The organism is Microcoleus sp. BROC3 (genome assembly GCF_036702515.1).
Lineage (GTDB): Bacteria > Cyanobacteriota > Cyanobacteriia > Cyanobacteriales > Microcoleaceae > Microcoleus.
Window position 1 is genome coordinate 1 of the sequence record NZ_JAUBTQ010000009.1, and the last position, 22,142, is coordinate 22,142.

Annotated in this window: 22 protein-coding genes; 12 read left to right on the forward strand and 10 right to left on the reverse strand. The window is 46.0% G+C overall.

What is annotated here, in order from left to right; all coding sequences use genetic code 11:
- Positions 1-1,345 (forward strand): apolipoprotein N-acyltransferase (gene lnt, locus QUB30_RS07625; RefSeq protein ID WP_333331410.1); only part of this gene is annotated, 1,345 nt, incomplete at its 5' end.
- 175 nt (positions 1,346-1,520) lie between these two features.
- Here the strand turns inward: lnt and QUB30_RS07630 are convergent.
- On the reverse strand, positions 1,521-2,426 hold the full coding sequence (locus tag QUB30_RS07630; protein WP_333331413.1) for a bestrophin family ion channel: 906 nt from the start codon (positions 2,424-2,426) through the stop codon (positions 1,521-1,523).
- A gap of 378 nt (positions 2,427-2,804) precedes the next feature.
- On the opposite strand from QUB30_RS07630, the gene recJ reads away from it, so the two are divergent.
- Entirely contained in the window at positions 2,805-4,904 is a 2,100-nt protein-coding gene (gene recJ, locus QUB30_RS07635; protein ID WP_333331416.1) for a single-stranded-DNA-specific exonuclease RecJ, read from the forward strand.
- 223 nt (positions 4,905-5,127) lie between these two features.
- Here recJ and psb30 read toward each other — a convergent pair whose 3' ends face one another.
- Complete coding sequence (gene psb30, locus QUB30_RS07640) at positions 5,128-5,268, reverse strand: photosystem II reaction center protein Ycf12/Psb30 (protein WP_332961075.1); 141 nt, start codon at positions 5,266-5,268, stop codon at positions 5,128-5,130.
- A 344-nt stretch (positions 5,269-5,612) separates the two neighbouring features.
- Between psb30 and QUB30_RS07645 the strand changes: the two genes are divergently transcribed.
- From QUB30_RS07645 to QUB30_RS07655, 3 genes are all read left to right on the forward strand, one after another.
- Positions 5,613-5,981: a YkgJ family cysteine cluster protein gene (locus QUB30_RS07645; protein ID WP_333331419.1), complete on the forward strand. Its 369-nt coding sequence runs from the start codon at positions 5,613-5,615 to the stop codon at positions 5,979-5,981.
- A 172-nt stretch (positions 5,982-6,153) separates the two neighbouring features.
- A complete protein-coding gene (locus QUB30_RS07650; RefSeq protein ID WP_333331422.1) occupies positions 6,154-6,477 on the forward strand; it encodes a hypothetical protein in 324 nt (107 codons plus the stop codon).
- A gap of 231 nt (positions 6,478-6,708) precedes the next feature.
- Positions 6,709-6,996, forward strand: a complete 288-nt coding sequence (locus tag QUB30_RS07655) for a YggT family protein (RefSeq protein ID WP_333331426.1) — start codon at positions 6,709-6,711, stop codon at positions 6,994-6,996.
- 259 nt (positions 6,997-7,255) lie between these two features.
- Here the strand turns inward: QUB30_RS07655 and QUB30_RS07660 are convergent, their stop codons facing one another.
- The 4 genes from QUB30_RS07660 to QUB30_RS07675 form a co-directional block, all read right to left on the reverse strand.
- A complete protein-coding gene (locus tag QUB30_RS07660) occupies positions 7,256-7,687 on the reverse strand; it encodes a hypothetical protein (protein ID WP_190657424.1) in 432 nt (143 codons plus the stop codon).
- A gap of 107 nt (positions 7,688-7,794) precedes the next feature.
- Positions 7,795-8,847, reverse strand: coding sequence for a shikimate dehydrogenase (locus QUB30_RS07665; RefSeq protein ID WP_333331429.1), 1,053 nt, complete (start codon positions 8,845-8,847; stop codon positions 7,795-7,797).
- Between the two features lie 80 nt (positions 8,848-8,927).
- Entirely contained in the window at positions 8,928-10,295 is a 1,368-nt protein-coding gene (locus QUB30_RS07670) for a P-loop NTPase fold protein (protein WP_333331432.1), read from the reverse strand.
- Between the two features lie 481 nt (positions 10,296-10,776).
- Complete coding sequence (locus QUB30_RS07675; RefSeq protein WP_333331435.1) at positions 10,777-11,457, reverse strand: type 1 glutamine amidotransferase domain-containing protein; 681 nt, start codon at positions 11,455-11,457, stop codon at positions 10,777-10,779.
- Positions 11,458-11,719: 262 nt separating this feature from the next.
- Here QUB30_RS07675 and QUB30_RS07680 point away from each other — a divergent pair, with 262 nt between their 5' ends.
- On the forward strand, positions 11,720-12,013 hold the full coding sequence (locus QUB30_RS07680) for a LysR family transcriptional regulator (protein ID WP_333331779.1): 294 nt from the start codon (positions 11,720-11,722) through the stop codon (positions 12,011-12,013).
- A 457-nt stretch (positions 12,014-12,470) separates the two neighbouring features.
- Positions 12,471-12,674, forward strand: coding sequence for a hypothetical protein (locus QUB30_RS07685; RefSeq protein WP_333331438.1), 204 nt, complete (start codon positions 12,471-12,473; stop codon positions 12,672-12,674).
- Between the two features lie 908 nt (positions 12,675-13,582).
- Here the strand turns inward: QUB30_RS07685 and arr are convergent.
- The 3 genes from arr to QUB30_RS07700 all read right to left on the reverse strand — a co-directional run bounded on the left by arr (position 13,583) and on the right by QUB30_RS07700 (position 17,155).
- Positions 13,583-14,017 carry an NAD(+)--rifampin ADP-ribosyltransferase gene (gene arr / locus QUB30_RS07690; protein WP_333331441.1) on the reverse strand — a complete coding sequence of 145 codons (435 nt, stop codon included), beginning with the start codon at positions 14,015-14,017 and terminating at the stop codon, positions 13,583-13,585.
- Positions 14,018-14,044: 27 nt separating this feature from the next.
- Positions 14,045-14,176, reverse strand: a complete 132-nt coding sequence (locus QUB30_RS07695) for a hypothetical protein (protein ID WP_333331444.1) — start codon at positions 14,174-14,176, stop codon at positions 14,045-14,047.
- 204 nt (positions 14,177-14,380) lie between these two features.
- Entirely contained in the window at positions 14,381-17,155 is a 2,775-nt protein-coding gene (locus QUB30_RS07700) for a phycobilisome rod-core linker polypeptide (RefSeq protein WP_333331447.1), read from the reverse strand.
- A gap of 150 nt (positions 17,156-17,305) precedes the next feature.
- Between QUB30_RS07700 and QUB30_RS07705 the strand changes: the two genes are divergently transcribed.
- The 5 genes from QUB30_RS07705 (at position 17,306) to QUB30_RS07725 (ending at position 20,519) form a co-directional block, all read left to right on the forward strand.
- Positions 17,306-17,563 (forward strand): hypothetical protein, encoded by a 258-nt coding sequence (locus tag QUB30_RS07705; protein WP_333331450.1) that lies wholly within the window; start codon positions 17,306-17,308, stop codon positions 17,561-17,563.
- Positions 17,564-17,811: 248 nt separating this feature from the next.
- Positions 17,812-19,056 (forward strand): class I SAM-dependent methyltransferase, encoded by a 1,245-nt coding sequence (locus QUB30_RS07710; RefSeq protein ID WP_333331453.1) that lies wholly within the window; start codon positions 17,812-17,814, stop codon positions 19,054-19,056.
- 157 nt (positions 19,057-19,213) lie between these two features.
- A complete protein-coding gene (locus QUB30_RS07715) occupies positions 19,214-19,957 on the forward strand; it encodes a HepT-like ribonuclease domain-containing protein (RefSeq protein WP_333331456.1) in 744 nt (247 codons plus the stop codon).
- Between the two features lie 47 nt (positions 19,958-20,004).
- Positions 20,005-20,181, forward strand: a complete 177-nt coding sequence (locus QUB30_RS07720) for a hypothetical protein (protein ID WP_333331459.1) — start codon at positions 20,005-20,007, stop codon at positions 20,179-20,181.
- A 92-nt stretch (positions 20,182-20,273) separates the two neighbouring features.
- Positions 20,274-20,519, forward strand: a complete 246-nt coding sequence (locus tag QUB30_RS07725; protein WP_333331462.1) for a hypothetical protein — start codon at positions 20,274-20,276, stop codon at positions 20,517-20,519.
- 344 nt (positions 20,520-20,863) lie between these two features.
- Here the strand turns inward: QUB30_RS07725 and QUB30_RS07730 are convergent, their stop codons facing one another.
- The gene (locus QUB30_RS07730; protein ID WP_333331465.1) at positions 20,864-22,087 is read right to left on the reverse strand and encodes a PIN domain-containing protein; all 1,224 of its coding nucleotides are present in this window, start codon (positions 22,085-22,087) and stop codon (positions 20,864-20,866) included.
- Between the last annotated feature and the right edge of the window lie 55 nt (positions 22,088-22,142).

The following is a 22,142-nucleotide window of genomic DNA, read 5'->3' on the forward strand; positions in this document are numbered from 1 at the left end:
AGGGGGGGCTGGGGGGGGTAGCTCTCATCTTAACTCCCCCCCTTTACAAGGGGGGGCTGGGGGGGGTAAAACTCAATTTTCAGCATTAACTCGCGTTTTAATTGGCACAGCTTTGTGGTGTGCCTTAGAAAGTATTTGGAGTACAGGTTCGCTGTGGTGGACATCACTATCTTACACGCAAAGCCCGCACAATTTAGCAATATTGCACCTCGGTCAACTCTCCGGACCCAGCGCAGTAACAGCCGCTATTGTAGCAGTAAATGGCTTAATCGCCGAAGCTTTTATTGAAGGAAAAAGGAAGAAGGAAGAAGGAAGTTCGGCAACGGATTGTGTAACGGATGTAACGGATGTAACGGATGGATGGAAGCAGGAGAGAGTCCGAGGTAAGAAGGGAGAAGTCCGAGGGAAGAAGTGGGTTGCTTATATTTGGCCTGCGGGTTTATTTTTAGTTTTGCATATTGCAGGCTGGAGTTTGTACAATCGGCCTTTAATTCAAGAGGCAGGAACATCATTAAAAATTGGCATTATTCAAGGCAATATTCCTAACGAGATTAAGTTTGACTCAGCGGGTTGGGGGCGCGCTTTGGAAGGTTACACCACTGGATACAAACAGTTAGCAGACAGGAAAGTCGATGCTGTGTTAATTCCCGAGACGGCTTTGCCTTTTATCTGGACAAACGAGTATCAGCGTTCTACTCTTTCTTTTTACCAAGCTATTCTCGAACGCGGCGTTGTGGCTTGGGTTGGAGGATTCGGACAGCAAGAGAATAGTATCACTAACAGCTTATTGGCGATCGATCGCACTGGAGAAATTGTCGGCCGCTACGATAAACTCAAGCTAGTGCCTTTAGGGGAATATATCCCTTTTTATGAAATCTTAGGGGGGATTATTAATCGCCTTTCTCCCTTAGATGCTCATTTAGTACCGGGTAATTCTAAACAATTGTTTGATACGCCGTTTGGCCGCGCAATTGTCGGAATTTGTTACGATTCTGCCTTTGCTGAAATCTTCCGATATCAGGCGGCGAATGGAGGCGAATTTATGATCGCCGCTTCCAACAATGCCCATTACAAACCGCCAATGTTGGCTCAACATCACGCTTTAGATGTGATGCGGGCAATAGAGACGGATAGATGGGCAGCTATCGCAACTAATACGGGTTACTCTGCTTTTGTAAATCCTCGCGGCGAGACGGTTTGGAAGTCGGGAATTAATACCTATGAAGTCCGAGATGCTACTATTTATCGGCGGCAAACTCGGACTTTGTACGTGCGGTGGGGAGATTGGCTGACGCCTTTATTGTTAGTATTGGCTGGGTTAATGCGGTTTATTGTTAAAAATTAACCAGTAGGTTATACCATTTTCTGTTTTCGATACCAATCTAAAATCTAAAATCGAAAATCTAAAATAGATTGGCTGGGTTAATGTTGATTGTTAAAATTTAACCAGTAGGTTATACCATTTTAGATTTTCGATACAAATCTAAAATCGAAAATCTAAAATCGAAAATGGTATGACTCTACTTATGTTTCACGCGCGCGTGAATGCTAGGAGATAAAGTAATTAAATCGCCGATATTGCGCTGCATGGTAGCACAAATGCTGTCCAAAGGCAAATCATTCGTATCGTGCTGGAAGGGATTTTCTATTTCAATGCCGATTTCTTCGATGCCGAACAAAGTAAAACTAATTAAAGCTACAACTGGGCCGGTTCCCCAAGCCAAATCGTTCACCATTTGAAAGGGCAATGCCAAACAGTAAAGCAACAATAGTTGTTTCAGGTGAATCGCGTAAGCCAAAGGGATAGGCGTCTTCAAAATCCGCTCGCAGCCGCCTAATACATCAATCATAGAGTTGATCAAGTCCTTCATACCAATTAACTGATAGACATCGAGGCAATTGCGCTCGTACTGCTCCTGCAAGTAATCCTCAATCCAAAAGGCAATTTCTAGCGGCGGATTGTTCATTGATTTGAGCTTTTGGTACTGCGCTGGGGACATTAACGGCTCCAATTCTGGGTTTACTGCTTCTTGTCGCAAGTGCAGTTTCATTGCCACTGCAAAGGCAGGTAACAGGCGCAGGGCTGACTTTTTGAGTTCGATATCCTCCGGGTCTTTTTCCTCAATTGCTACCCAGATTCGGCGCGCCAAATTGCGGACGTTGTTGATTAACATGCCCCAAAATTTTCGACCTTCCCAAAATCTATCGTAGGCTGTATTTGTCCGAAAAACTAACAGTAAACCCAGGACAATACTCGGTACAATACTCGACAAAGTGGGCAAGGAAACCGGCCACTTAAAAAAGTGCAGCAGGGAAATAAAAACTCCAAAGCCACCGCACAGCAAAACGCGGGGCAAAATTGACGGAATCACAGACACCCGAACCTGTAATGCACTTTTAAACCAAGGCGGTCGATCGCGACTCATGCAAGTTTCCTCATTAAATTAGTAGTCTGCGCCCTAGGGCGGGCAGCGCAAATGCCTGCTACACTTAGTTCTGCTGCTCCCGCGAGTCGATTGGAGATTCGAGATTTTAGATTGACTCCACAGATAAATCTGGGAGGTTTGAACTAAAGTCTAAAATTTTTTGGTCTCCACGACTGGTGTCGGGGGCTTGTATCCCTATTTGGGTGCGGTGATATCTTCCGAAAAAAGCTTTCCTACAACCAACCTTTGGATTTTACTCAAAAAACTAATCTTTACGCTCAATATAAAATCTAAAACCTAAAACCTAAAATCTAAAATTGATTGACGGAGGGACTTAATTCGGTAAGATTAATCATGTATCTTTAAACCTCAGCTTCCGTGCAAGAGCTACCGACATCTGTGCCCCCGCATTTTCACCGATTGCCAAACCAACGGTGGCAAATTTATTCGCCTCAACCACAGCAAGCCGAACAGTTTGCCGCTGAAATCGGTTTGTCGCCCTTGCTGGCACAGGTACTGATTAACCGGGGCATCGACTCTCTGAAAGAAGTGCAAGGGTTTATCGAACCGGAATCTCTGGTTTTGCCTGCGCCAAAGGATGAGTTTCCCGATTTGGCTGCGAGTGTCAAACTGTTGCGGGAGGCGATTTCGGGAGGGCGAAAAATTGCGATTTGCGGCGACTACGATGCTGACGGGATGACGAGCACGGCTTTGTTGCTGCGAGCTCTCAGGGCTCTGGGCGCGAATGTGGATTATGCTATTCCGAGCCGGATGCGAGAAGGTTATGGGATTAACGATCGCATTGTAGAAGAATTTCACTCGGAAGGTGTCGCTCTCATTCTCACGGTTGACAACGGAATTGCAGCCTACGGCCCGGTTGCCAGAGCGCGAGAACTCGGTGTCAAAGTTATTATTACAGACCACCACGATTTGCCGCCCAAACTGCCGCCGGCTGATGCTATTCTCAACCCGAAATTAATTGCAGAATCTTCGCCTTATCGCGGTTTGGCTGGCGTAGGCGTTGCTTATGTTTTGGCGATTACTTTGGCGATCGATATGCAGAAACTGGGCGGGTTGGTGAATCCGCTGCTGGAGTTATTTACTTTAGGAACTATTGCGGATTTAGCGCCTTTGACTGGAGTTAACCGCCGCTGGGTGAAGCGGGGTTTGCGGCTGTTGCCTCGCTCGCAATTGGCGGGTGTTCAGGCTTTGATTCAGGTGGCAGGAGTCCAGCCGACAAGTGCGGAAAGTCCCTCAATTCTTAACTCGCAAAATAAAACTAACAATTCCTTAAAGCCTGAAGATATTGGTTTTAGGCTCGGACCCCGGATTAATGCTGTGGGGCGGCTGGCTGACCCTCAAATTGTGATAGAGTTGCTGACGACGGACGATCGCGAATTGGCTCTCAAAAACGCGATGCAGTGCGAACAAATCAATCAGCGCAGGCAGGAGTTGTGCCAGGAAATTGAGCAGGAAGCCATCGCTTGGTACGAGAAAAGCGATCTCGACTTGCAGCAAGAACGAGTTTTAGTTGTCGTGCAGCCCGGTTGGCACCACGGGGTGATCGGGATTGTAGCTTCTCGGTTGGTGGAACGCTACGGCGTACCCGTTTTTATTGGTACTTTTGAGGATGAGGCGGAGTCGGAGAACGAGTTTAAGAAGGCTAATAAGTCTAAAATTGTGCGGGGTTCGGCGAGGGGAATTCCTGAGTTTAATGTATTTGAAGGGCTGAATTTTTGCGCGGATTTATTAACTAAATTTGGCGGACACAAAGCGGCTGGCGGTTTTTCTATGCCGGCCCAGAATCTCGAACAATTCCGCAATCAACTGTCAATTTTTGCTAATCAATGTTTGCAGCCGGAACACCTAAAACCCCTGGTTTCAGTAGATGTGCGAGCGGATTTGGCTGAGATTAATCTCGACCTTTACCGACAAATTGATGCTTTGGAACCTTGCGGAATTGAAAATAAGGCTCCTGTATTTTGGACGCCTAATGTTTGCATAACTGAACAGAAAATTGTGGGTAAAGGAGGTCACGTTAAACTAACGGCAACTCAAGATGGAAAAGTATCGGCTAGTGTGAAGGCGATTGCTTGGCGTTGGGGGGAATATTTTCCTTTGCCTCGGCGGGTTGATATTGCTTACCGATTGCGGGAAAATAGTTTTAATGGCAAGACATCGGTGGAGTTAGAATTGTTGGGTGTCCGGCTGCCGGCAGGTGCTGCTAGTTCTAGACCGCCGATGTTTGGAAAAGTTGAGTTTGATTACTGCGATCGCACTTATTCTTGCAGTCTGTCTCCAGCCGGAGCGAGCGAGGAATTGAGAATTCGCAACTCTCAAGGGCAAGTTCTAGCTGTTGCACCCGGACAAAGTATCGGTTTGTTGGGCAACTCCCGCAAAGATGCTAGAGAAGTCGATGTATCTCTACCTTTTTTTGAGAATTTGATTCAAACTGCTAAACACGCCCTCGGTATTTGATAACTCGGTATTCGATCTAGCCTTTCTCAGTAACATGAGGTACTATCGGGCATCGGGCATCGGCCAAATAGGGCATACCTCACCACGCGATCGAACCGCTATAACTCAGTATTTGATAACGAAGCTCGTGCAAAGCGAGAAAATTGGCGATCGAGCGTTGTGAATTTTGAATAATTTAAAACTCAAAACTCCCAACTCTCGATCGCCCAGGAGCGTGTTATAATTACAGGTCGCCGCCTCTAGCTGCCAACAGAAAAATCACAATCGGGCCCGAAAGCACGACTGCTGCGAGTAAAGCTACCTGAACAATGAGTTGGTAGTTTACACCGCCGAGCCCGCTGAAAAGATCGGTTATAAAGTCCATGTGTCCTCCTGACTGTAGTGATTAAGTCTAGATTGTTGAATTAGAAAATCCGCTTCTGATTTTACCGGGCTATCGTCCCTATTTTTTAAGGAACTTTACAAAATTCAACAAAATGTAAACTACGAGCAACCTCTTAGCCACATGAAATAGGGGACTTGATGCCCCTTCCTTTGAAAGTGCCCCCAATCTCAAATCTCAAATCTCAAATCGCACCGCCCCTTCGGGTTCTGGGCCTGGGGCGCTGGCAATTGATATACTTGAAGATCCCCAATCTCAAGAAGTTTGGCATTTTCCACATTATGCTCCGAGTCTAAAATCTCAAATCTCAAATCTAAAATCAAACTATGGCTACTTGGCGTTGCGTAAAGCAGTGCGGTGCTTGTTGTTACCTCGACCCAACAGAGCGCCCTGACTTAGACGAGTATTTATCCACAGAGGAATTAGCGCTCTACTTGAGCTTAGTCGGAGAGGACGGTTGGTGTATAAATTTTGACAGAGAGACGCGAGAATGCGGAATTTATGCCGATCGACCGCGCTTTTGTCGGGTAGACTCAGAAGTGTTTCAGGATATGTACGGCATTGAGCCGACTGAATTGAACGATTTCGCCATCGAGTGCTGCTTGGAACACATTGAAGATCTTTATGGCGATCGATCTTTGGAAATGATCCGCTTTAACTCTGAAGTCGGAATCCTCGCCTTACCTGAAAACTAAGCGACTTGATGCGCCTTTGGGCTTTTGTCCCTCCGGCTAATTTTCCCGATCGCCATCTCAATTCTTTAATCAAAAGTCTAAAATCTAAAATCGAACGATCGTCTGCCGGTTTCTCCAGCCAATAGTGTCAAAATAAACAAATCAAAGAAATATCGCGCAGTTGAGTTGAGCCATGAGCAATCGAGAGGGTTTTACAGGGGGATTTATTGCCGGAGCTGCTGTCGGCGGCTTGGTGGGTGCAGTTTTGGGGACGGTGCTGTCGCGGCGCGCTGCTGAAGCTTTGCTGAGTGAACCTTCAGAACCAAAGACAAGAAAGATCCGCCAGAGGAAAGCCACTCAACTCGAAGCCGACAGCATGGAAGTAGCAAGGCTGAGTTTAGAAGATAAAATTGCTCAGCTAAATCAGGCAATAGATGACGTGCGGCTGCAACTCGGCGACGTAAACGGCAACGCGCAGGCGCCGGGCGGCTCGGGTTCGATCGCCCAAGACTCCTAACTCAATTTTAGATTTGAGATTAGTCGGGCAGCTCGATGCGGGCTACTCACGCCCCGAGCACCATTCTCGCTTAACGGGCCTTTCTGGCCTGTGAAGCCAAGAGAGAGTTTTATTGTGGCCGTCGCTCTTCTAGCGCGCCCGTAAAGAGCCTCATGCTTCCCCTCTCCCCCACCTATGCTAAACTTTAAGTTAAAGTGTCTGTAAACTTTACTCAAACTTCAACCAGAATATATGAGTTATTCAATAGGCCTTTTGGCAACCACGCTAGCGACATTTCTGCAAATCTATGTAGTCCTAATGATTGTTAGGGTGCTGTTAAGCTGGTTCCCTAACATTAATTGGTACGACCCGCCGTTTTCGATTTTGAGTCAGTTAACAGACCCTTACCTCAATCTATTCCGATCGATTATCCCCCCCCTAGGAGGGATTGACTTTTCGCCGCTGATTGCGTTTTTTGTACTTCAGTTCGGCTCGGAATTCTTGATCGGTCTTTTGACCAGCTTGCAAACAGCATTCTAGTTGGAAAAGCTTAAGTTTTTAAGCATCTAGCCTAAATTGTTGGGCAGACCTAGCTGCCGGCAACTAAATTTTAGATTTGAGATTTTGTCATGAACTCCCCGGTTGAAAAGCTGGGGAGTTCATCGTACATTAGAAATGAGAAATTGCCAGCCACTCAACAATCTAAAATCTACAATCTACAATCGAAAACAGTATCGCGGTTTCACGGGCAGCTAACCCAAAATCTCAAATCAGCCATCTAAAATCTCCAAGAGTTTTGTTAGCGGCGAACCACGCCAGTAAAACCTGTAGCTTTAAATTGCTTGAGCTTCAAAGGTGTTCTCTGATTGGCTGCCACGGAAATTCTGAGCTGAAAATCGCTAACTCCGGGAGGAACTTCTTCTATAGAACCCAAGCGAGTCCGGTTTTGCATCACCGGATTGTCGTCGGCATCATAAATGCGACCGAAAATATCGGCATTTACAACTGGTTTGCCGGTGCTATTTTCAGCTTTCCCAGTAATCAAAAAACAGGTAGCTTCCATAGAACTGCCGCTAGTGACTGTTCCTTCTCCCATTTCTGCCGGACATTCGCGATAAGAAAGGTCGGAAAGTTTAATCTGCGTCAGAGCCCAAGCAGGTGGAGTGAATACCAAACTAAAAATTCCGATCAGGCAAGTAGCAAAAAAAAGGCTGATAGCTCGAAATTTCATAAATTGCGGGGCAAGTATATTTTAATTCTCAGCTTAGCGCGAATTCAGGCTCAAAATCCTACTGATACGAATTCTGAAAACTACAGCTACTGTTTCCAGAAATGGCATTAGTCGAGGCCTAAATGCTGTCGCAAGGCTTGGCGCATCACATCAACTGGGACAGATTCTCGATCCAGCCAAATTTTTAAGGCGGCTGCTCCTTGTTGAACTAGCATTTCGAGTCCGTCAATAGCTCGCGCCCCGCGAAGCTGCGCATCTTTGAGAAACTGGGTAGGATTAGGGGTGTAAATTAAATCGTAGACGATCGCACCTGCTGAAATTCGATCGATCGCACCAGCCGCAACCGGCGACTTTTCCCCCTGCGGATACATCCCCACAGGCGTCGTGTTCACCAGCAAATCTGCCTGCGAGATTAACATTGACAAATTATCCCAAGTATGCACCTGCAAATTCTGCACGGGCATCGGAGAATTGACCCAACTCTGCTGAAATTCCGCTAAATTTTGTTCGCTGCGACCGACAACGTGAATCTCTGCACATCCCAATTGAGCGCATCCAGCCACAACAGCCCTCGCCGCCCCGCCATTCCCCAAAATTACCGCTACTTTCTGACTCCAATCGGAACCCCCCCTAGCCCCCCCTTGGTAAGGGGGGGGACAGGATTCAACAGCCGTATTGCCCCTTTCTAAAGCAGAAATTGAGTCTTTAGCCCCCCCTTGGTAAGGGGGGGGACAGGATTCAACAGCCGTATTGCCCCTTTCTAAGGCAGAAATTGAGTCTTTAGCCCCCCCTTGGTAAGGGGGGGTTGGGGGGGTTTGCAGCGGCGCGAGAAAGCCTTCAACGTCAGTATTTGTGCCGCACCAACCTTTATCAGTCAGGTATACGGTATTGACTGCGCCGATCGCTCGGGCGATCGGGGAAACTTCCGAAAGCAGCGGTAAGATTGCTTGTTTGTGAGGAATCGTGATGCTAAATCCCCGAACGCCGATCGCCGCAAATCCTGCAAGAGCAACCTTTAAATCCTCTGGTTTTACTGGAAACGGCAGGTAAACAAAATCGACTCCCAAGTGGGAAATAGCAGCATTGTGCATCGCCGGCGACAGAGAATGTTCGACGGGATGACCAATTACTCCCAACAGTTTAGTAGTGCCTTTAATCATAGTAATCTAATAACGAATTTGATTTTGGTGGTTCGATTGCGGTAGATGCTGCGCCGTGGATATTGTAAAACTCAAAGCTGTTATGCCGCATCTTCTGTTTCCCGAAACTCCTTGGCGTCTGCCAAAATCGGATTGACATCAAACCAATAATCCTCGCCGTAACGGTATTCAAACACCCAGAGACTGCGCAGCAAGATTTGGTATTTAGTTTCCCCACTTACAGTTTTGCTAGCTGATACTTGCCGCAGCAATTTCCACTCATCCGGTTCGATCGCCAAAGTAAGCTGGTGGCGGCGCTGCACAATCACATTTTCCAAAGTTTCCAGCGACAGAGGAGGGTCTTGTTTCTGCAAACAGCTATACAGCAGTTGCAGCAAATTGCGGACATGACCGCCGCTGACCCGACACAGGCGATCGAGAGTTTCCGCAGAGTCGAAAACTTTGCCAAGCAAAGCATAGCGCTGCGAAGGTTGCACCGTCGGAAAAGCCCGCGCCAGAACCATCTGCCGCAGCAATTCCACACCCTCAGAGCACTCAGAACCGTCGCTCAACTGCACCGGAACCATTGGCAAAACCTTCGGATCGACCCCAAACCGATTGGTCAACTGGCCCAAATCGTTAGAGAAAATCAGCACCAAAGGAATTGTATACACGACGTGGCAATTTAGTCTTGCCAACTGTTCGCCGCGATCGACAAACAAGTATTCCGGCTGCAGCCGCCCCGTCGGTTTCGCGCACAGGTGTATGCGATCGAGATTGTCGATAATTACCACAAGTCCCTGTTTTCCCTGGCGTTTCAGTTCTTGGTTAGCCGGTTCTAGCAACTCCTTATTAAGCGCATCTAAAATTACGTTAGTTCGCGGCTCTAAATATTGCCTCAACTCCGATCGCAGATTCGGAGCATCTTTGGCTTTAGCAGTAATTTTGCCAATTCCCAACGCCAGAGAAAATTCTCCCTCCGTGCTAGCATTTATTTCCCCAAAACCAGGAACATTAGCTTCAGCCCTCAAGTCTATTTGAGTTTGAAAAACATCAGCAACCCCTTTGAGCAAAGCTTTAAAACCCGTCGGTTGCAGCTTGATTTTCATTTTCTCGATGCTTTCGCTCACCTGACGAGCAACGCTCAACAAAATGTCAGTGATATCTACATCTGCCATGTCTAAGTCTTTACTCGACTCAAAGTAAACAACATGAAATCCTTGTTGCTGCAATTGAGCTTGCAGCCGCAGCAATTCTGTTGATTTACCAGAGCCGATGTGACCGGTGAATAATTGACAGGTAGGTGCATCGGGGGACAGGCGGCTGATGGTGCGCTCCAATTGTTCTACAATTGTGCCGCCCCGCACTGAAGAAAAATCGATATAGTATTGTCTGTCTTCTGGATTTGCTACTGCTAGCGTGTAGCTGGGATTGCAAGCTTTATAAAATTTCTGTAAATTTAGTTCCATACCCTGTTCGCTCAAAACTACATTATGCCCTAATAGCTTATTCGTTTCAATATGGTAATAATCAGCACACATTCCCAACTTATTCTGATGTTTTATGGGCGTTCAATATCTTGATGCCTCCCTAAACTAGCACTCCAAAATTATACTTAATTTTGCCTCCTGGGAATAAATCCAATTCACTAATACCCCATAACAAAGTAATTTATATTCGTACAGCGAGCGCGAATTTATCGACATCGCAGACGAAAATTTAGCAGTAATGTTCTCGGATTAAAGGGGCGATTTTAGTACGGTTAACCGAACAAAAAAAAACAGGTAGTAATTAGGTATCCCGAAACCAGATTTTTTAAATAATACCTTCGCCATTTTCAGAATAGGTTGGCTACGAATGCCTCAAACCAACCTACTTTCCTAGAGCATTTTGACTGAGGCGCGAAAGTTTTTAAGAAACTGGGTTTCTCTGTGTGATATTTTTTGGGATCTACTTATTTTCGATCAATTCTACCATTTTGTGACCGACACCTCCTGCGGAAGCGGGGTTTTGGCCTGTGACGAGCCTGTCGCTGACGACAACATGAGGCTGAAAATTAGGAACTTTCGTAAAATTAGCGCCTCGTTCAATTAATTTCGACTCCAGCAAAAACGGCACTATTTCAGTCACTCCCACAGCCGCTTCCTCTTCATTAGTAAAAGCAGCCACAGTCTTGTTAGCAACCAAATATTCGCCATCAGACAATTTAAGATTGACTAACGCGGCCGGCCCGTGACAGACAGCACCCACAATGCCGCCTGCTTCGTAAATGGCAGCAGCAATCTCAGCGAGTTCTTGATGATCGGGAAAATCCCACATCGTCCCGTGTCCGCCAGCGTAGAAAATAGCGCTGTATTCGGCAGAATCAATTTGTGCTGGATTGAGCGTATTTTCAACTCGAAAAACCTGCTCGGAATCGTCTAAAAAAGCCTTATTTAGCGGGTCTTCTAAATCAACTCCAACCATTGGAGCTTTGCCGCCCTTTGGACTGACAAAATCTACCGCTAATCCCGCCTGAGTAAATGCGTCCAATGGATGAGTCACCTCTGGGAGATAAAAACCCGTTTCTTTACCAGTGTCGCCCAGTGTATCGTGGCTGGTTAAAACAATCAGAACTTTTTGGCTAGTCATAATCTATTCCTTTTGCGGATGTCTTTGTGGCTGTTATTTTCATCCTAGACCGAATTTATCTAGAATACAAATTATCAAACTTTCGGGTAAATATAAATCTCTTTATAGCAACCGCCAAGGTTATTACCGCGTTCTTTATTCCTGAAACCATTGCGGGGAATTGCTTTCCCTTATTCCTTCTTCCTTCTTCGTTCTGCTATATGATTAACTTTCCACGGTATCGCAGCTTTAGCTTTATTGAGGTTTACCGCCAGGGAATTGTATCGGTGCCACCCGAGTCCTCCAACTCACGCCACCGGCTGTTAGCCAACAGGTCGCAGCCCTAGAGTCAGCTTTGGGAAATCCCTTGTTTCAAAGGACTCCGAGGCGGATGGTTCCCACGGAAGCGGGACAAATACTGTATACTCAAATTCCTGGTGCGATCGAGAAACTTGCATCGCTTCCCCACAAAAACTCAACAGCCCAAACTCCGCAAACCCTTAGAATCGGTACGCCGGAAGAATTTTTTACAGAACGAATTCTCGATCGACTATCGCAGGACGATCGCACTTTTTAAACCGTGCAATTTCGCTTAAAACCCGAGTTAATACCACAACTCAAAGCAGGAAAACTAGACATTGTAATTGCCAGTCAAAAAATTACTTTATCCGATATAGAATGTCTACTGCTATTTGGCCCAGAAATAGCGAAGCTGTCACGAGGCGCGAAGCAGCCAGTCAAACCCTTATCAGATAAAGGTTTGAGCGCCTAATACCTTTCTGGTTCAAGAAGCCGCGCCATCTACCAACGCATCTTGAGAGGAATTGCCGTCCCTAGCTTCGAGCCAGTCGGCGATCGCCTGAACAGTCGCTTCAGAAAGCGCCGCCTTTTTACCCTCTTGCCTTCTGCGCTAATTATCATTCTTTCTTTTTCAATCTATATTTAGACATATTGACAAAATTTGCTCTTTTTTAACTTGTTAGCAATGAGGAGAAACAGGTATGCTTTAGAGCAAAGCCTGCACAGGAAAAACAATGAACCTCAACTTTAACCAAGCCCAGCAAAAAAATCAAAACCCAGAAGTAGAAATGACCTGTGGACTGGAGGAAATGTCAGACGAGGAACTGTTGCCAATAAATGGTGGGGTTACAGTACAATTGGAATTTGAGTCAGAGGAGCTAAATTCAGTAGAGGCTGGTGTGTCGGCGAGGTTTGAGAGATTGGGACTGGGACTATAATAAGAATGACATTTATTCTGTAGCGACTTGTGTTACATCCTACCTCCCTAATCATTTGACAGAACTTTCTAGTAAGCTGCAATAAGCTTTTGCTAGTTCATACAAGTTAAACCCCTACCAACCACTGGTAGGGGTTCTGTTTTAGGGTTAATAAACTTGTTTTAAATCTTTTGTTTTTCCCATAAAAAGGCCTAGAAATAGCGAATCTGTCACGAGGCGGAAACTAGATTTAGGCTGTACGAATAATATATTTTTTGAGCCAGCGGATTGGCTGCGGTAGAGTATTGATTGTACTCTGCCGTGGTTAACTGAGTTTAAGCTTGTTGGAGTGGGGGCGATCTGACAAAATGGCTGTAAGCCTTATTTGGTAACGGTTTTAATTGCTAGTTTGCGCCTGGTGACAGCTTCGCTATTTCTGAGCCTATTTGAGGTAAATTTCTGGATCGTTGGGCCACCAAATATTGTCATTCCTATTGCTAAAGGCATCAGACAAGATGATGTAAATCCACTCGCTCAATGGCTTCTAACCCAACCGGGGATTGCTTGCAGCGAATAATTGCCGATCGCGCGTCGCTTTTGGCGCGTGGTGTTTGGGACAAGACTTGACGTTCATCCGAAACCGATCGTACCCGATTTAAGAGCAATTAGACAAGCGGTTGCATCGGGATTTTGCTTTAGCGTTCTTCCCGACTAATTGTGTGGCGATCCGGTGAAAGAAAATCGCTTGACACTTGTGCTTAAACCTGCCCAGGATGTTACCAATCGCATCTGGCTGGCTTTTCGGAAATCGGAAAGACAGTTACCAAAAATCAAACGGATGTTAGAATTTTGCAAATTTCAATAAGTCTATAAAGTTTTAATCCCCTCGCGGGTAAAAGTGAATTGCGACTTTATTTTCACATTTTTGCTCAATCCTCGATTGCCTCAATACCAAGTTGCTTAAGTCGTTCAAGATGCTCCTTCATGGCTTTGAGCTGTTCTGGGGTGTGTCCCTGCCAATCTGTAACCTCACCACAGACCCGTAGCGGATTCCGAGAACGGTATGACTTTGTTGGGTTTCCAGGGAACTTCTTGTCCGTCAAATTGGGGTCATCTTCAATCGGACCAGTCGGCTCTACTATATAAATTCTGTCTGGTTCTTCGCCCAAGGCAAGTTCAGCTCCCCAAATAGCAGCATCCAAGGTGGCGGTTAGATAGACATAGGATGCCTTCTTCCTCTTACCGTAGTTTGAATTAAAGCCTGGTTCAATCAGGTCTCCCTGCTTCAGATTTGCCTTAGTGCCATGATAGAACCTTTGTGAACTTAGGTCTATTGACTTGTCCTCACTTCTGTTTGTTATCATTGTCGTTATATTTTTGTGAATGTCAGTTTAGGCCTCTTCTTTTTCCTCATAGAAATAGTCGCCTTGCGTTAAATCCATGCGAGAGGGTGGAAACTCGAAGTAGCCATCGAATAGTCGGACTTTGGAGAAGTCGTCTCGGTTGAGTGTGTCCTCACTCACCGGGGCGCATTCGCATAATTTATTATCAAGATGCCAAATCCATGTATATCTTAGTCCGCGCACCATCCGGACTTTGTTGTTGTAGAAGCGATTTCAATCGCCGACTCATAATTAGGGTAACATCACCAAAAATCCCCCGCTACAGCATTACCATAGCGAGGGATTTTTGTCAACCTACAAAATCAACTTTCTTGCAGTTTGTTGTTAGCTTCTGTCGATCGCAGCCACAGGCTCAAAACTCGGAACCACAATTTCACCGTTCTGCTTAGTCAACTGGTTGTACAGTCTTTCAGTATTCGGGAAATTAGCAGCCGGTAGAGTCGGAAAGCGGCGGTAAGGAACAGTATCCTCACCAAAAGCCTCAGCATATTCAACGCTGTTCAACATCGCGTTGATAAAGCCCTTAATCCCTTTACTTGCCAAGATTTGGTTGTAAGTCCGAATCTCCGCCTGATTGCGAGGAGCGCGGCCCAAGAAGTGCTTTGTGCCCAACTCAATCACCTTAGTATTTGGATAAGGTGCGTAGAACTGTTTGACGTACAGCGACGAACAACCTAAACCTTCAATGAACTCCTTCAGATTGATTTCATTGTTGCCAAGTTTGCTTTCCAGCGCCGTGAATTCATTCTTCACAACGTAGGGATTCAAGTCGCGTTCAAAAACTTGACGGTAAGCCGCTTGAATTAAAGTTTTCAAAGCTACTTTGTCCGAAGTATTAGTCAGCTTGAACACCTTGGTTTGTTCGCGCCGCTTGCTGACACCTTGAGCAATCCGAGTTTGCAACTCGGGTTCGCCCCGATCGAGCGCAGTGCCGAGTTCGATAAACCGAGGCGTGTCGGCAATCTGAGCTTGGACATTTTGCTCCGCAACAGAACCCGATCGCATCGTCCGCATCGACAAACCTGCGGGAGTTACGTAGCGCTCGTAGGGCACTGTATCTTCCCCGAAAGCTTCGTTGTACTCCAGACTGTCGATGATGCCATCGACCAGCGCGTAGAAACCCTTCTTGGCACAAATGTCAAAGTAAGCGTTCATTTCTTGACGGCCGTAGGTAGGGCGTCCCAGGAGTCGGCGGTGAATGTACTCGATCGCCTTACAAACGTAAAGCTTGCTCCAGTACATATTGCGGAACACATCCGACTTCGCCAACATCCGAATAAACTCGCGCATCGTGATGTCGCCGTTTTCCAGCTTAATTTCCGCCACCTTTTGGCGCTGGCCGTCGAACACGTCGCGACCGAACACTTGCAGGTAAGCAGCCCGAATCACCGCTTGGGTGGAACTTTCGGTATATTTGACACTGGAAGCACTGCTATAGCCACCGCCTACAACAGCGCGGCCCGTCAGTTTTTTGGGAGACACGTAGCCACCCGGCAACTGGTCTAGTTTAAAGACCTTGGGGCCGAGAGAGCCGGGAGCCTTGCCGCGGGCTTCCGGGTTGCTCAATTGGTTTTCAATCCCAGCACCTTGACGGATCAGGATGCGGCGGGTGTCCTTGCCGAAGGGAGCTGGACGGTTTTTGGGGTTGCGAGTTTCTTTCGGGAAAATCGCGCCAAACTGAATTTCTAACGGGTCATTGCCGACACCGTAAACGTGCTGGTCTGGCAGCGGCTGGGTGTAGCCTGCGAACAAGGTGATGAACTGAGGAACCTTGCGGAACGGAGCGCTGAAATTGAACAAATCAATTTGCGGGCCCCAGTTGCGGCATTCCTGAGCTTCTTGGCCCAAACCGCGCAGGTAAGGCACGGTTTCTTCGCCGAAGTAGTCGGAATATTCCTGAGAATAGACCATTGCGTCTACGAGAGCTGCCAGACCGCCTTTGGTGACGATCGCAAAATACTTGCTAAATTCCTCCCGCGAGCTCAAACCGCGGCCGAGGAAGTGGCGGGCGGCAAGTTCTACAGCGCGGCTGTTGACAAACGGCTCGTAGAATTGCTGACGGTACAGAGGAGATTTGCCAAGGCGGCGGATAAACTCTTTCATCGAGATTTCGCCATTTTTGACCTTGGATTCCAAGTCAGAAATGCTTTGGCTGTATGCGCGGCTAATGTCGCGCTCGAATACTTGGCGGTAAGCTGCTTTGATTACTTCTATCTTTTCGGCCGAAGACAGGCCGGTTTTCATGACGAATTTCGCCCGACGCTCGGCTGCGTTGAAGTAGATTTGGGGCAGTTGCAGCCCTTGCTGGTCGTTGGTTTCGCGCTGCCGCACCTTGTCTGAAGGTGTGGGGGCTTTGAATTCGGTAATAGCTACGTCGAAATACTGTCCGACGATCGCACTTGCCTCGCTATCCTTTTTGAAATAGCCCAAGGATGCTGCCTTCATTTCCTGCATTGCCACCAGCGTCGCCGCCGACGAGCAAGCATTTTCGATGATTTCTCGCAGTCCGCGCACGTTCACCGAAATAATGTTCGGGTCGCCAGCTACGATCGCGTAGGTGATGTAGCGCAAAAACCAGCTCAAATCCCGCAGAGATTTGGTCATGTTGCCCGGGCCGTAGCGCGAGACATTGATCGGCTGAAATCCTGCTGGTATCGGGCCGCCGCCACCGTTGCCCGAAAACAGATTTCCCAGCCCCAAGAATCCGCCGCCGCCTGAGCCGTTGCCGCCGCCTGCGCGACTTTCAACGTAGGTGACATTTCCCAGTTTCATGCCTTCAGAGACATTCGCCGAGCCGCCGCGAGCAGCGCCTGCTACAGCCATCACAGGTTCTTGCGGTCTTTCCAAAAATGCCAGCGGGGAACCGCCGGTAAAAATCCGGTTGGCTGCGCGGGATACTATCAGTTCCGAGTTTTTGGTCAGCGTCGCAGATATATCGATCCGCAGAGTCCCTGAACTGAAATAACTTGCCAGTTCGCTGAGTTCGCCCCGCTGTAGGAAGCGGTCTTGCTGTTCTGCTTGCGAAATAGTTGCGACCGGTACAGTTTGATATAGTTGCGGACGCGCAACCGAGCTTCCACCACTTGCCTTTACAGTCATTAGACTCCTTAGCTCCCTATCTAAATCGTTGTAGCATTTACCCAGACTAACGCTGCCTTCTCATGCAGGTCAAAGTAGGTATTTTTGCTTTGTTTACTTTTTGCCTTTACCTGTCACGAGGTTCGGGCGCGCTTACTTTCTTAGATTAAAATGTTTTGGTTTCATCTTTCTGCCTGCGGGGAAATGTCCGATCCGAAGGCAGGCACGGGGTACTCCCTCCGCTGCGATCCGCCGGCATACCCGTGGAAAAAAAGACTCGGCAGGAGAGTTGCCTTTGGGGAATTGCAGCAAGTGCCGTCAATTAAGGGAAAAGAAAATCAAAAATTTTCTTCTGCCTGTTTCGGGGCTTTTGACTTTCTGCGGAAAGACGCCTCCGCTTTACCCGACAGTTCAGCGGTGGGTTATTGACAGTCCTCGTTTGTTAAAAAGCCTGTCGAGATTTATTGTATAGATTTAAGAGAGCTTATATGAGAAAAAATGATAAGTTTTATTACGCACTAGCTGTCAACCGATTTTAGATTTTAGATTTTAGATTTTAGATTGAAGAATCGACCCCACCGATAAATCCGGGGGCCCGGAGCAAATTGCTGTGGGTCAGTGGTCAGCGGTCAGTTGTCAGTCAAATCCCGAATCCCCAAGCCCAACAAATGTCACCTATGGATACTACGCCTGATATCAGCGCTGCCGTGCGGCGGCTTTACGATACTTTCCCCTTCCCGCCCGATCCTTTGTCAGATGAACCGCCCCCTGGGTACAACTGGCGCTGGAGTTGGCCTGATGCTTACAATTTTTGCACCGGGCAAAAGCCGCCAAAACTGGATATTCGGATTTTAGATGCTGGCTGTGGCACTGGTTCGAGCACCGATTATCTGATTCACCTCAATCCTGAAGCTTCGGTGACGGCGATCGACCTGAGTGAAGGTGCTTTGAAAGTAGCACAAGAACGCTGTCGGCGATCGGGAGCGCGCGAAGCTGATTTTCGCCACCTCAGCCTGTACGATGCCGCCGAGTTAGAGGGCGAGTTTGATTTGATTAACTGCGTGGGCGTGCTGCACCACTTACCCGATCCGATCCGGGGCATTCAAGCCCTGGCGGCGAAGTTGGCTAGTGGCGGTTTGATGCACATTTTTGTGTATGCTGAGCTCGGACGCTGGGAAATTCAATTGATGCAAAGGGCGATCGCACTTCTTCAAGGCCCGCAAAAAGGTGACTATCCCGATGGTGTGAAAGTAGGTCGTCAAATCTTTGCTTCCTTACCAGAAAACAACCGTCTTGTCAAGTACGAAAAACAGCGTTGGGCAGGAGAAAATCAGCGGGACGAATGTTTTGCTGATATGTACGTTCACCCGCAGGAAATTGACTACAATATTGAGACTTTGTTCGAGTTAATTGATGCTTCGGGATTGGAATTTATTGGTTTTTCAAATCCGGGATATTGGCAGTTAGAAAGACTTTTGGGTAAAGCGCCGGAATTGATAGAAAGAGCTCAGGGTTTGACGGAACGGGAGCTTTATCGATTAATTGAATTGTTGGATACGGAAATCACTCATTACGAGTTTTTCTTGGGCAAAAAGCCTGTTAATAAAATTGATTGGTCGGACGATCAGGCTCTTTTGGCGGCAATTCCAGAGTTGAGTGGTTGTATGCACGGTTGGCCGAGTCAACAAGTGTTTGATTGCAACTACCAATTGCTCAATTTGTCAAGTGCGGAATTTGAGTTTTTGCAAGGTTGTTTACCCCCCCCAGCCCCCCCTTGCCAAGGGGGGGAGAAAGAGGGGAGCCCGTCTGGGCAAGGTAAAGGAGAGAAGACTGTTGGGGAGATTTTGGCGGATGTGGAGATGGGATTGGATGAAGTGCGATCGATCTTATCAAAACAGCTAATTTTGCTCACGCCCAAATAGGACTTAGGCATAGGTCAGAAACCGGGTTTTTTACTAAATCTTGGTTGGAAACGGTGAATTCCGTGAAAAACCCGGTTTCTTTGGTCGGAGTGCGAACTGTTTAAAGATGTTGAGATAAGATGAGATTGAATGCGATAAATCTAAAATCCAAAATCCCATGACTTCTCAATTTCCAACCGCAGTCAAAGAACGTCTTCAGGCATCGCCCTCACAGATAGCCGACTTTTGCCAGCGCTGGAATATTATTGAATTAGCATTATTCGGTTCAATCCTGCGAGATGATTTTCGTCCCGACAGTGATATAGACATTCTAGCCAGATTTGCCCCCAACACTTCCTGGAATATTTTCGACTTTCTCCAAATGCAAGAACAGTTAGAAACGATGTTGGGACGCGATGTAGATTTAACTCAAAAAACACAGATAAATAACCCTTTTAGTCGAGATGAAATTCTGCGAACTTGTCACATCATCTACTCTGAAAATCGCACTATTTCCAGTTTATACTTTTCAATTAAACCAGCCAATCTAACTATGCAAGCAGACAATAGAAATCAGGCTGCGCTCTGGGATATGATAGAAGCAATTAAGCAAATAATGGAGTTTACCGCTAACTTATCCTGTGCAGAATACCGAGTAAATAGGATGGTGCAGCGGGCTGTTGAAAGAGAGTTTGAAATTCTCGGCGAGGCTGCTAGGAGAATTTCGGAGGAATTCCGTCAAGCTAATAGTGATATTGATTGGCGCAATATTATTAATTTGCGGAATATCATTGCTCACCGGTACGATCGCGTACAACCTGATACTCTCTGGAATATCATTGTCACAGTGCTGCCAGGTTTGCTAAGCCAGTTAGAGTTGTTGCTGCCACCGCTTCCCCCAGATGTGGAGTTACCTGATTGAATCCGTGGCATAAATCTTCCAATCCAAAATCCCAAATCCCAAATGGATTGACACAGGCCCCCCTCTGCGGCTACGCTTTGAAGTTAGAGGTTGCTTTGCTTGTAGAGGAAGTAGCCCGCGTCGCCCAAAAATCTAGTTGCACTGCCCAAAGCTGTTGCGAGCAGCAATGGACAGCTAACCGCCAAACTGGGTATAGCAGTCTGGAGGCTAACGGAGTATCTTAACATCCTCTGTAGCCGCCCTGCTATGTGTTGAAATGCGGGGCGGCTGGGTTTTTGGGTTTTTCTAGAAAACCCAAAACCAGGAGAACATAATTATGTCACAGGAATTCGTGCCTGACGATAACGAATCCGATTGCCCAAATGACGACTCAGCAGCAGAATCGGAACAGGATGTGGTGTGTGTAACGGTGACAGGTTCGCCCAAGGGTGTCAGGGAAACCATACTCACTTTGTACCGCCTGGGATTTGCCCAAGTGGGTGATTGGAGTCCCGTACAACGTGCAGCTAATCCGAACCAAGTGATGAGTGTGCTGATTCGCCGTCGGAAGCGCAAAGCGTAGGTGTTTGCTCGTTCCCAGGCTAGAGCCTGGGAACACATTCCATGAGCATCTGCCTCCTGTTTTTGTTTTTATCCGTTAGCGAGGCAGAGCCTCTGGATCTCGGTTCCCAGGCTCTAACCTGGGAACCAGTTAATAAGACAAATATCAGGCACGTTATTTTACTAAATCAGGATAAGAGCATATCCTGATTTAGAGGCTGAAACATCTATAAATCAAGCTAGGCGGGGAAACTCACATTTCCCCGCCTAAGCCCTATAACCCTTGCAGCTACATCAAGATATGGTAGGAATTAGCAACACAATTCTGATTTTCACATCTAAGTAAAACCGTTCATTTATCTAATATTATTCATCCTCACACTCAATGATTGAACTAATAAATATTTCATTTAAATCATTATCAGGATTGATATTAACATATTTTATAACAGGATCACATAAAGTATTATTTTCATCTCTAGTGAACATAAGCGTAAGTTCTACATCAGAATAAATACCATCATAAGATGGTTGAACGATTATTTCTCTTTCTTCTTTTACAAAAGAAGGTATATTATATTCTTCATCATCATCATCTTCATATACCAATCTAGTGTAATTTATCTTGACATCACAACCTATAATAACTGCTATTTTAAATGTTACTAAAACTTGATTGATGTCAAAACCATCAACATTGATTAATGAAGATTTAACAATATGTATTAATGAACTACCACCAATATATACTGTTTTAACGTTAATTCGAGTCTTTACACTACCCCATTCAAGTGAACTATCATTTATGCCCACTGAAAAATTAAACTCTAAAAATTTCTTCTTTATTTCTTCTTTTATGTCGTCTTGTTTATCCTGAAACAATTCATAAATTTCACTAAACTCATCAGAATCAATACCTTCATTTATACTTTCTAATAAATCCTCAAGACTTTTGAAATAACAAAGATGTGTGTTTTTTGTTGAAATACAATAATTTTCCCAATCAGAATCACCGCTAACGACACAAATTATTTGATTTTTATCTTGTGCCGCTTTTTGAAGGGCTAAAAGTGCAAAAGCATCTGGAAATTCATTTTTCTTTTTTTCACTAAATGGGGGAGTACAAGAAAAATAACTTTTAAAAACATCATCTACTGAAACCCCATCAATGTCGATTATCTCTAATTTAGCTTGTTCAAACAAAACTTCAAATTTGTTTTGAATCTCCTGATTAATTTGCTCAAAATCAGGTACTAAATCTTCAACTTGTTTTTTGAATTGATTAAGCAAGGTCGATTTAGTAGGAATTGTTATTTTAGGACTATCTTTAGATGGTTGAAATTTTTTGTGAAGCAATCCATGTACAAAATGATTGATAACTTGAGAAATTAATTGTGCTTGTTCAGTAATATGTTTTCTTACTTCATGAATAGTAATAGAAGTTACAAACAATTTTATTTTTTCTTCTCGAACAAACGTAATTAAAGCTTTCCATTGTGTTGAATCATAGCTTAAATGAGACTTATAAAAAACTTCTGTATCAAGAGCAACTAAGAAAGGAAAACGTTTTATTGTCTTTTTTGTAGCCATTTATCTTAACTCTCAGTTGTACACCCAACTGCTAAATGTATCATAAAGCTAGCCT

Bases quoted from the DNA above. Each gene is read 5' to 3' on its own strand.
- QUB30_RS07710 (WP_333331453.1), top strand. From the start codon at position 17,812: ATGGATACTACGCCTGATATCAGCGCTGCCGTGCGGCGGCTTTACGAT.
- QUB30_RS07705 (WP_333331450.1), top strand. From the start codon at position 17,306: ATGTTTTGGTTTCATCTTTCTGCCTGCGGGGAAATGTCCGATCCGAAG.
- QUB30_RS07630 (WP_333331413.1), bottom strand. From the start codon at position 2,426: ATGAGTCGCGATCGACCGCCTTGGTTTAAAAGTGCATTACAGGTTCGG.
- QUB30_RS07715 (WP_333331456.1), top strand. From the start codon at position 19,214: ATGACTTCTCAATTTCCAACCGCAGTCAAAGAACGTCTTCAGGCATCG.
- QUB30_RS07725 (WP_333331462.1), top strand. From the start codon at position 20,274: ATGTCACAGGAATTCGTGCCTGACGATAACGAATCCGATTGCCCAAAT.
- QUB30_RS07650 (WP_333331422.1), top strand. From the start codon at position 6,154: ATGAGCAATCGAGAGGGTTTTACAGGGGGATTTATTGCCGGAGCTGCT.
- QUB30_RS07670 (WP_333331432.1), bottom strand. From the start codon at position 10,295: ATGGAACTAAATTTACAGAAATTTTATAAAGCTTGCAATCCCAGCTAC.
- QUB30_RS07665 (WP_333331429.1), bottom strand. From the start codon at position 8,847: ATGATTAAAGGCACTACTAAACTGTTGGGAGTAATTGGTCATCCCGTC.
- QUB30_RS07700 (WP_333331447.1), bottom strand. From the start codon at position 17,155: ATGACTGTAAAGGCAAGTGGTGGAAGCTCGGTTGCGCGTCCGCAACTA.
- arr (WP_333331441.1), bottom strand. From the start codon at position 14,017: ATGATAACAAACAGAAGTGAGGACAAGTCAATAGACCTAAGTTCACAA.
- QUB30_RS07685 (WP_333331438.1), top strand. From the start codon at position 12,471: ATGAACCTCAACTTTAACCAAGCCCAGCAAAAAAATCAAAACCCAGAA.
- QUB30_RS07660 (WP_190657424.1), bottom strand. From the start codon at position 7,687: ATGAAATTTCGAGCTATCAGCCTTTTTTTTGCTACTTGCCTGATCGGA.
- QUB30_RS07675 (WP_333331435.1), bottom strand. From the start codon at position 11,457: ATGACTAGCCAAAAAGTTCTGATTGTTTTAACCAGCCACGATACACTG.
- psb30 (WP_332961075.1), bottom strand. From the start codon at position 5,268: ATGGACTTTATAACCGATCTTTTCAGCGGGCTCGGCGGTGTAAACTAC.
- QUB30_RS07730 (WP_333331465.1), bottom strand. From the start codon at position 22,087: ATGGCTACAAAAAAGACAATAAAACGTTTTCCTTTCTTAGTTGCTCTT.
- QUB30_RS07655 (WP_333331426.1), top strand. From the start codon at position 6,709: ATGAGTTATTCAATAGGCCTTTTGGCAACCACGCTAGCGACATTTCTG.
- QUB30_RS07645 (WP_333331419.1), top strand. From the start codon at position 5,613: ATGGCTACTTGGCGTTGCGTAAAGCAGTGCGGTGCTTGTTGTTACCTC.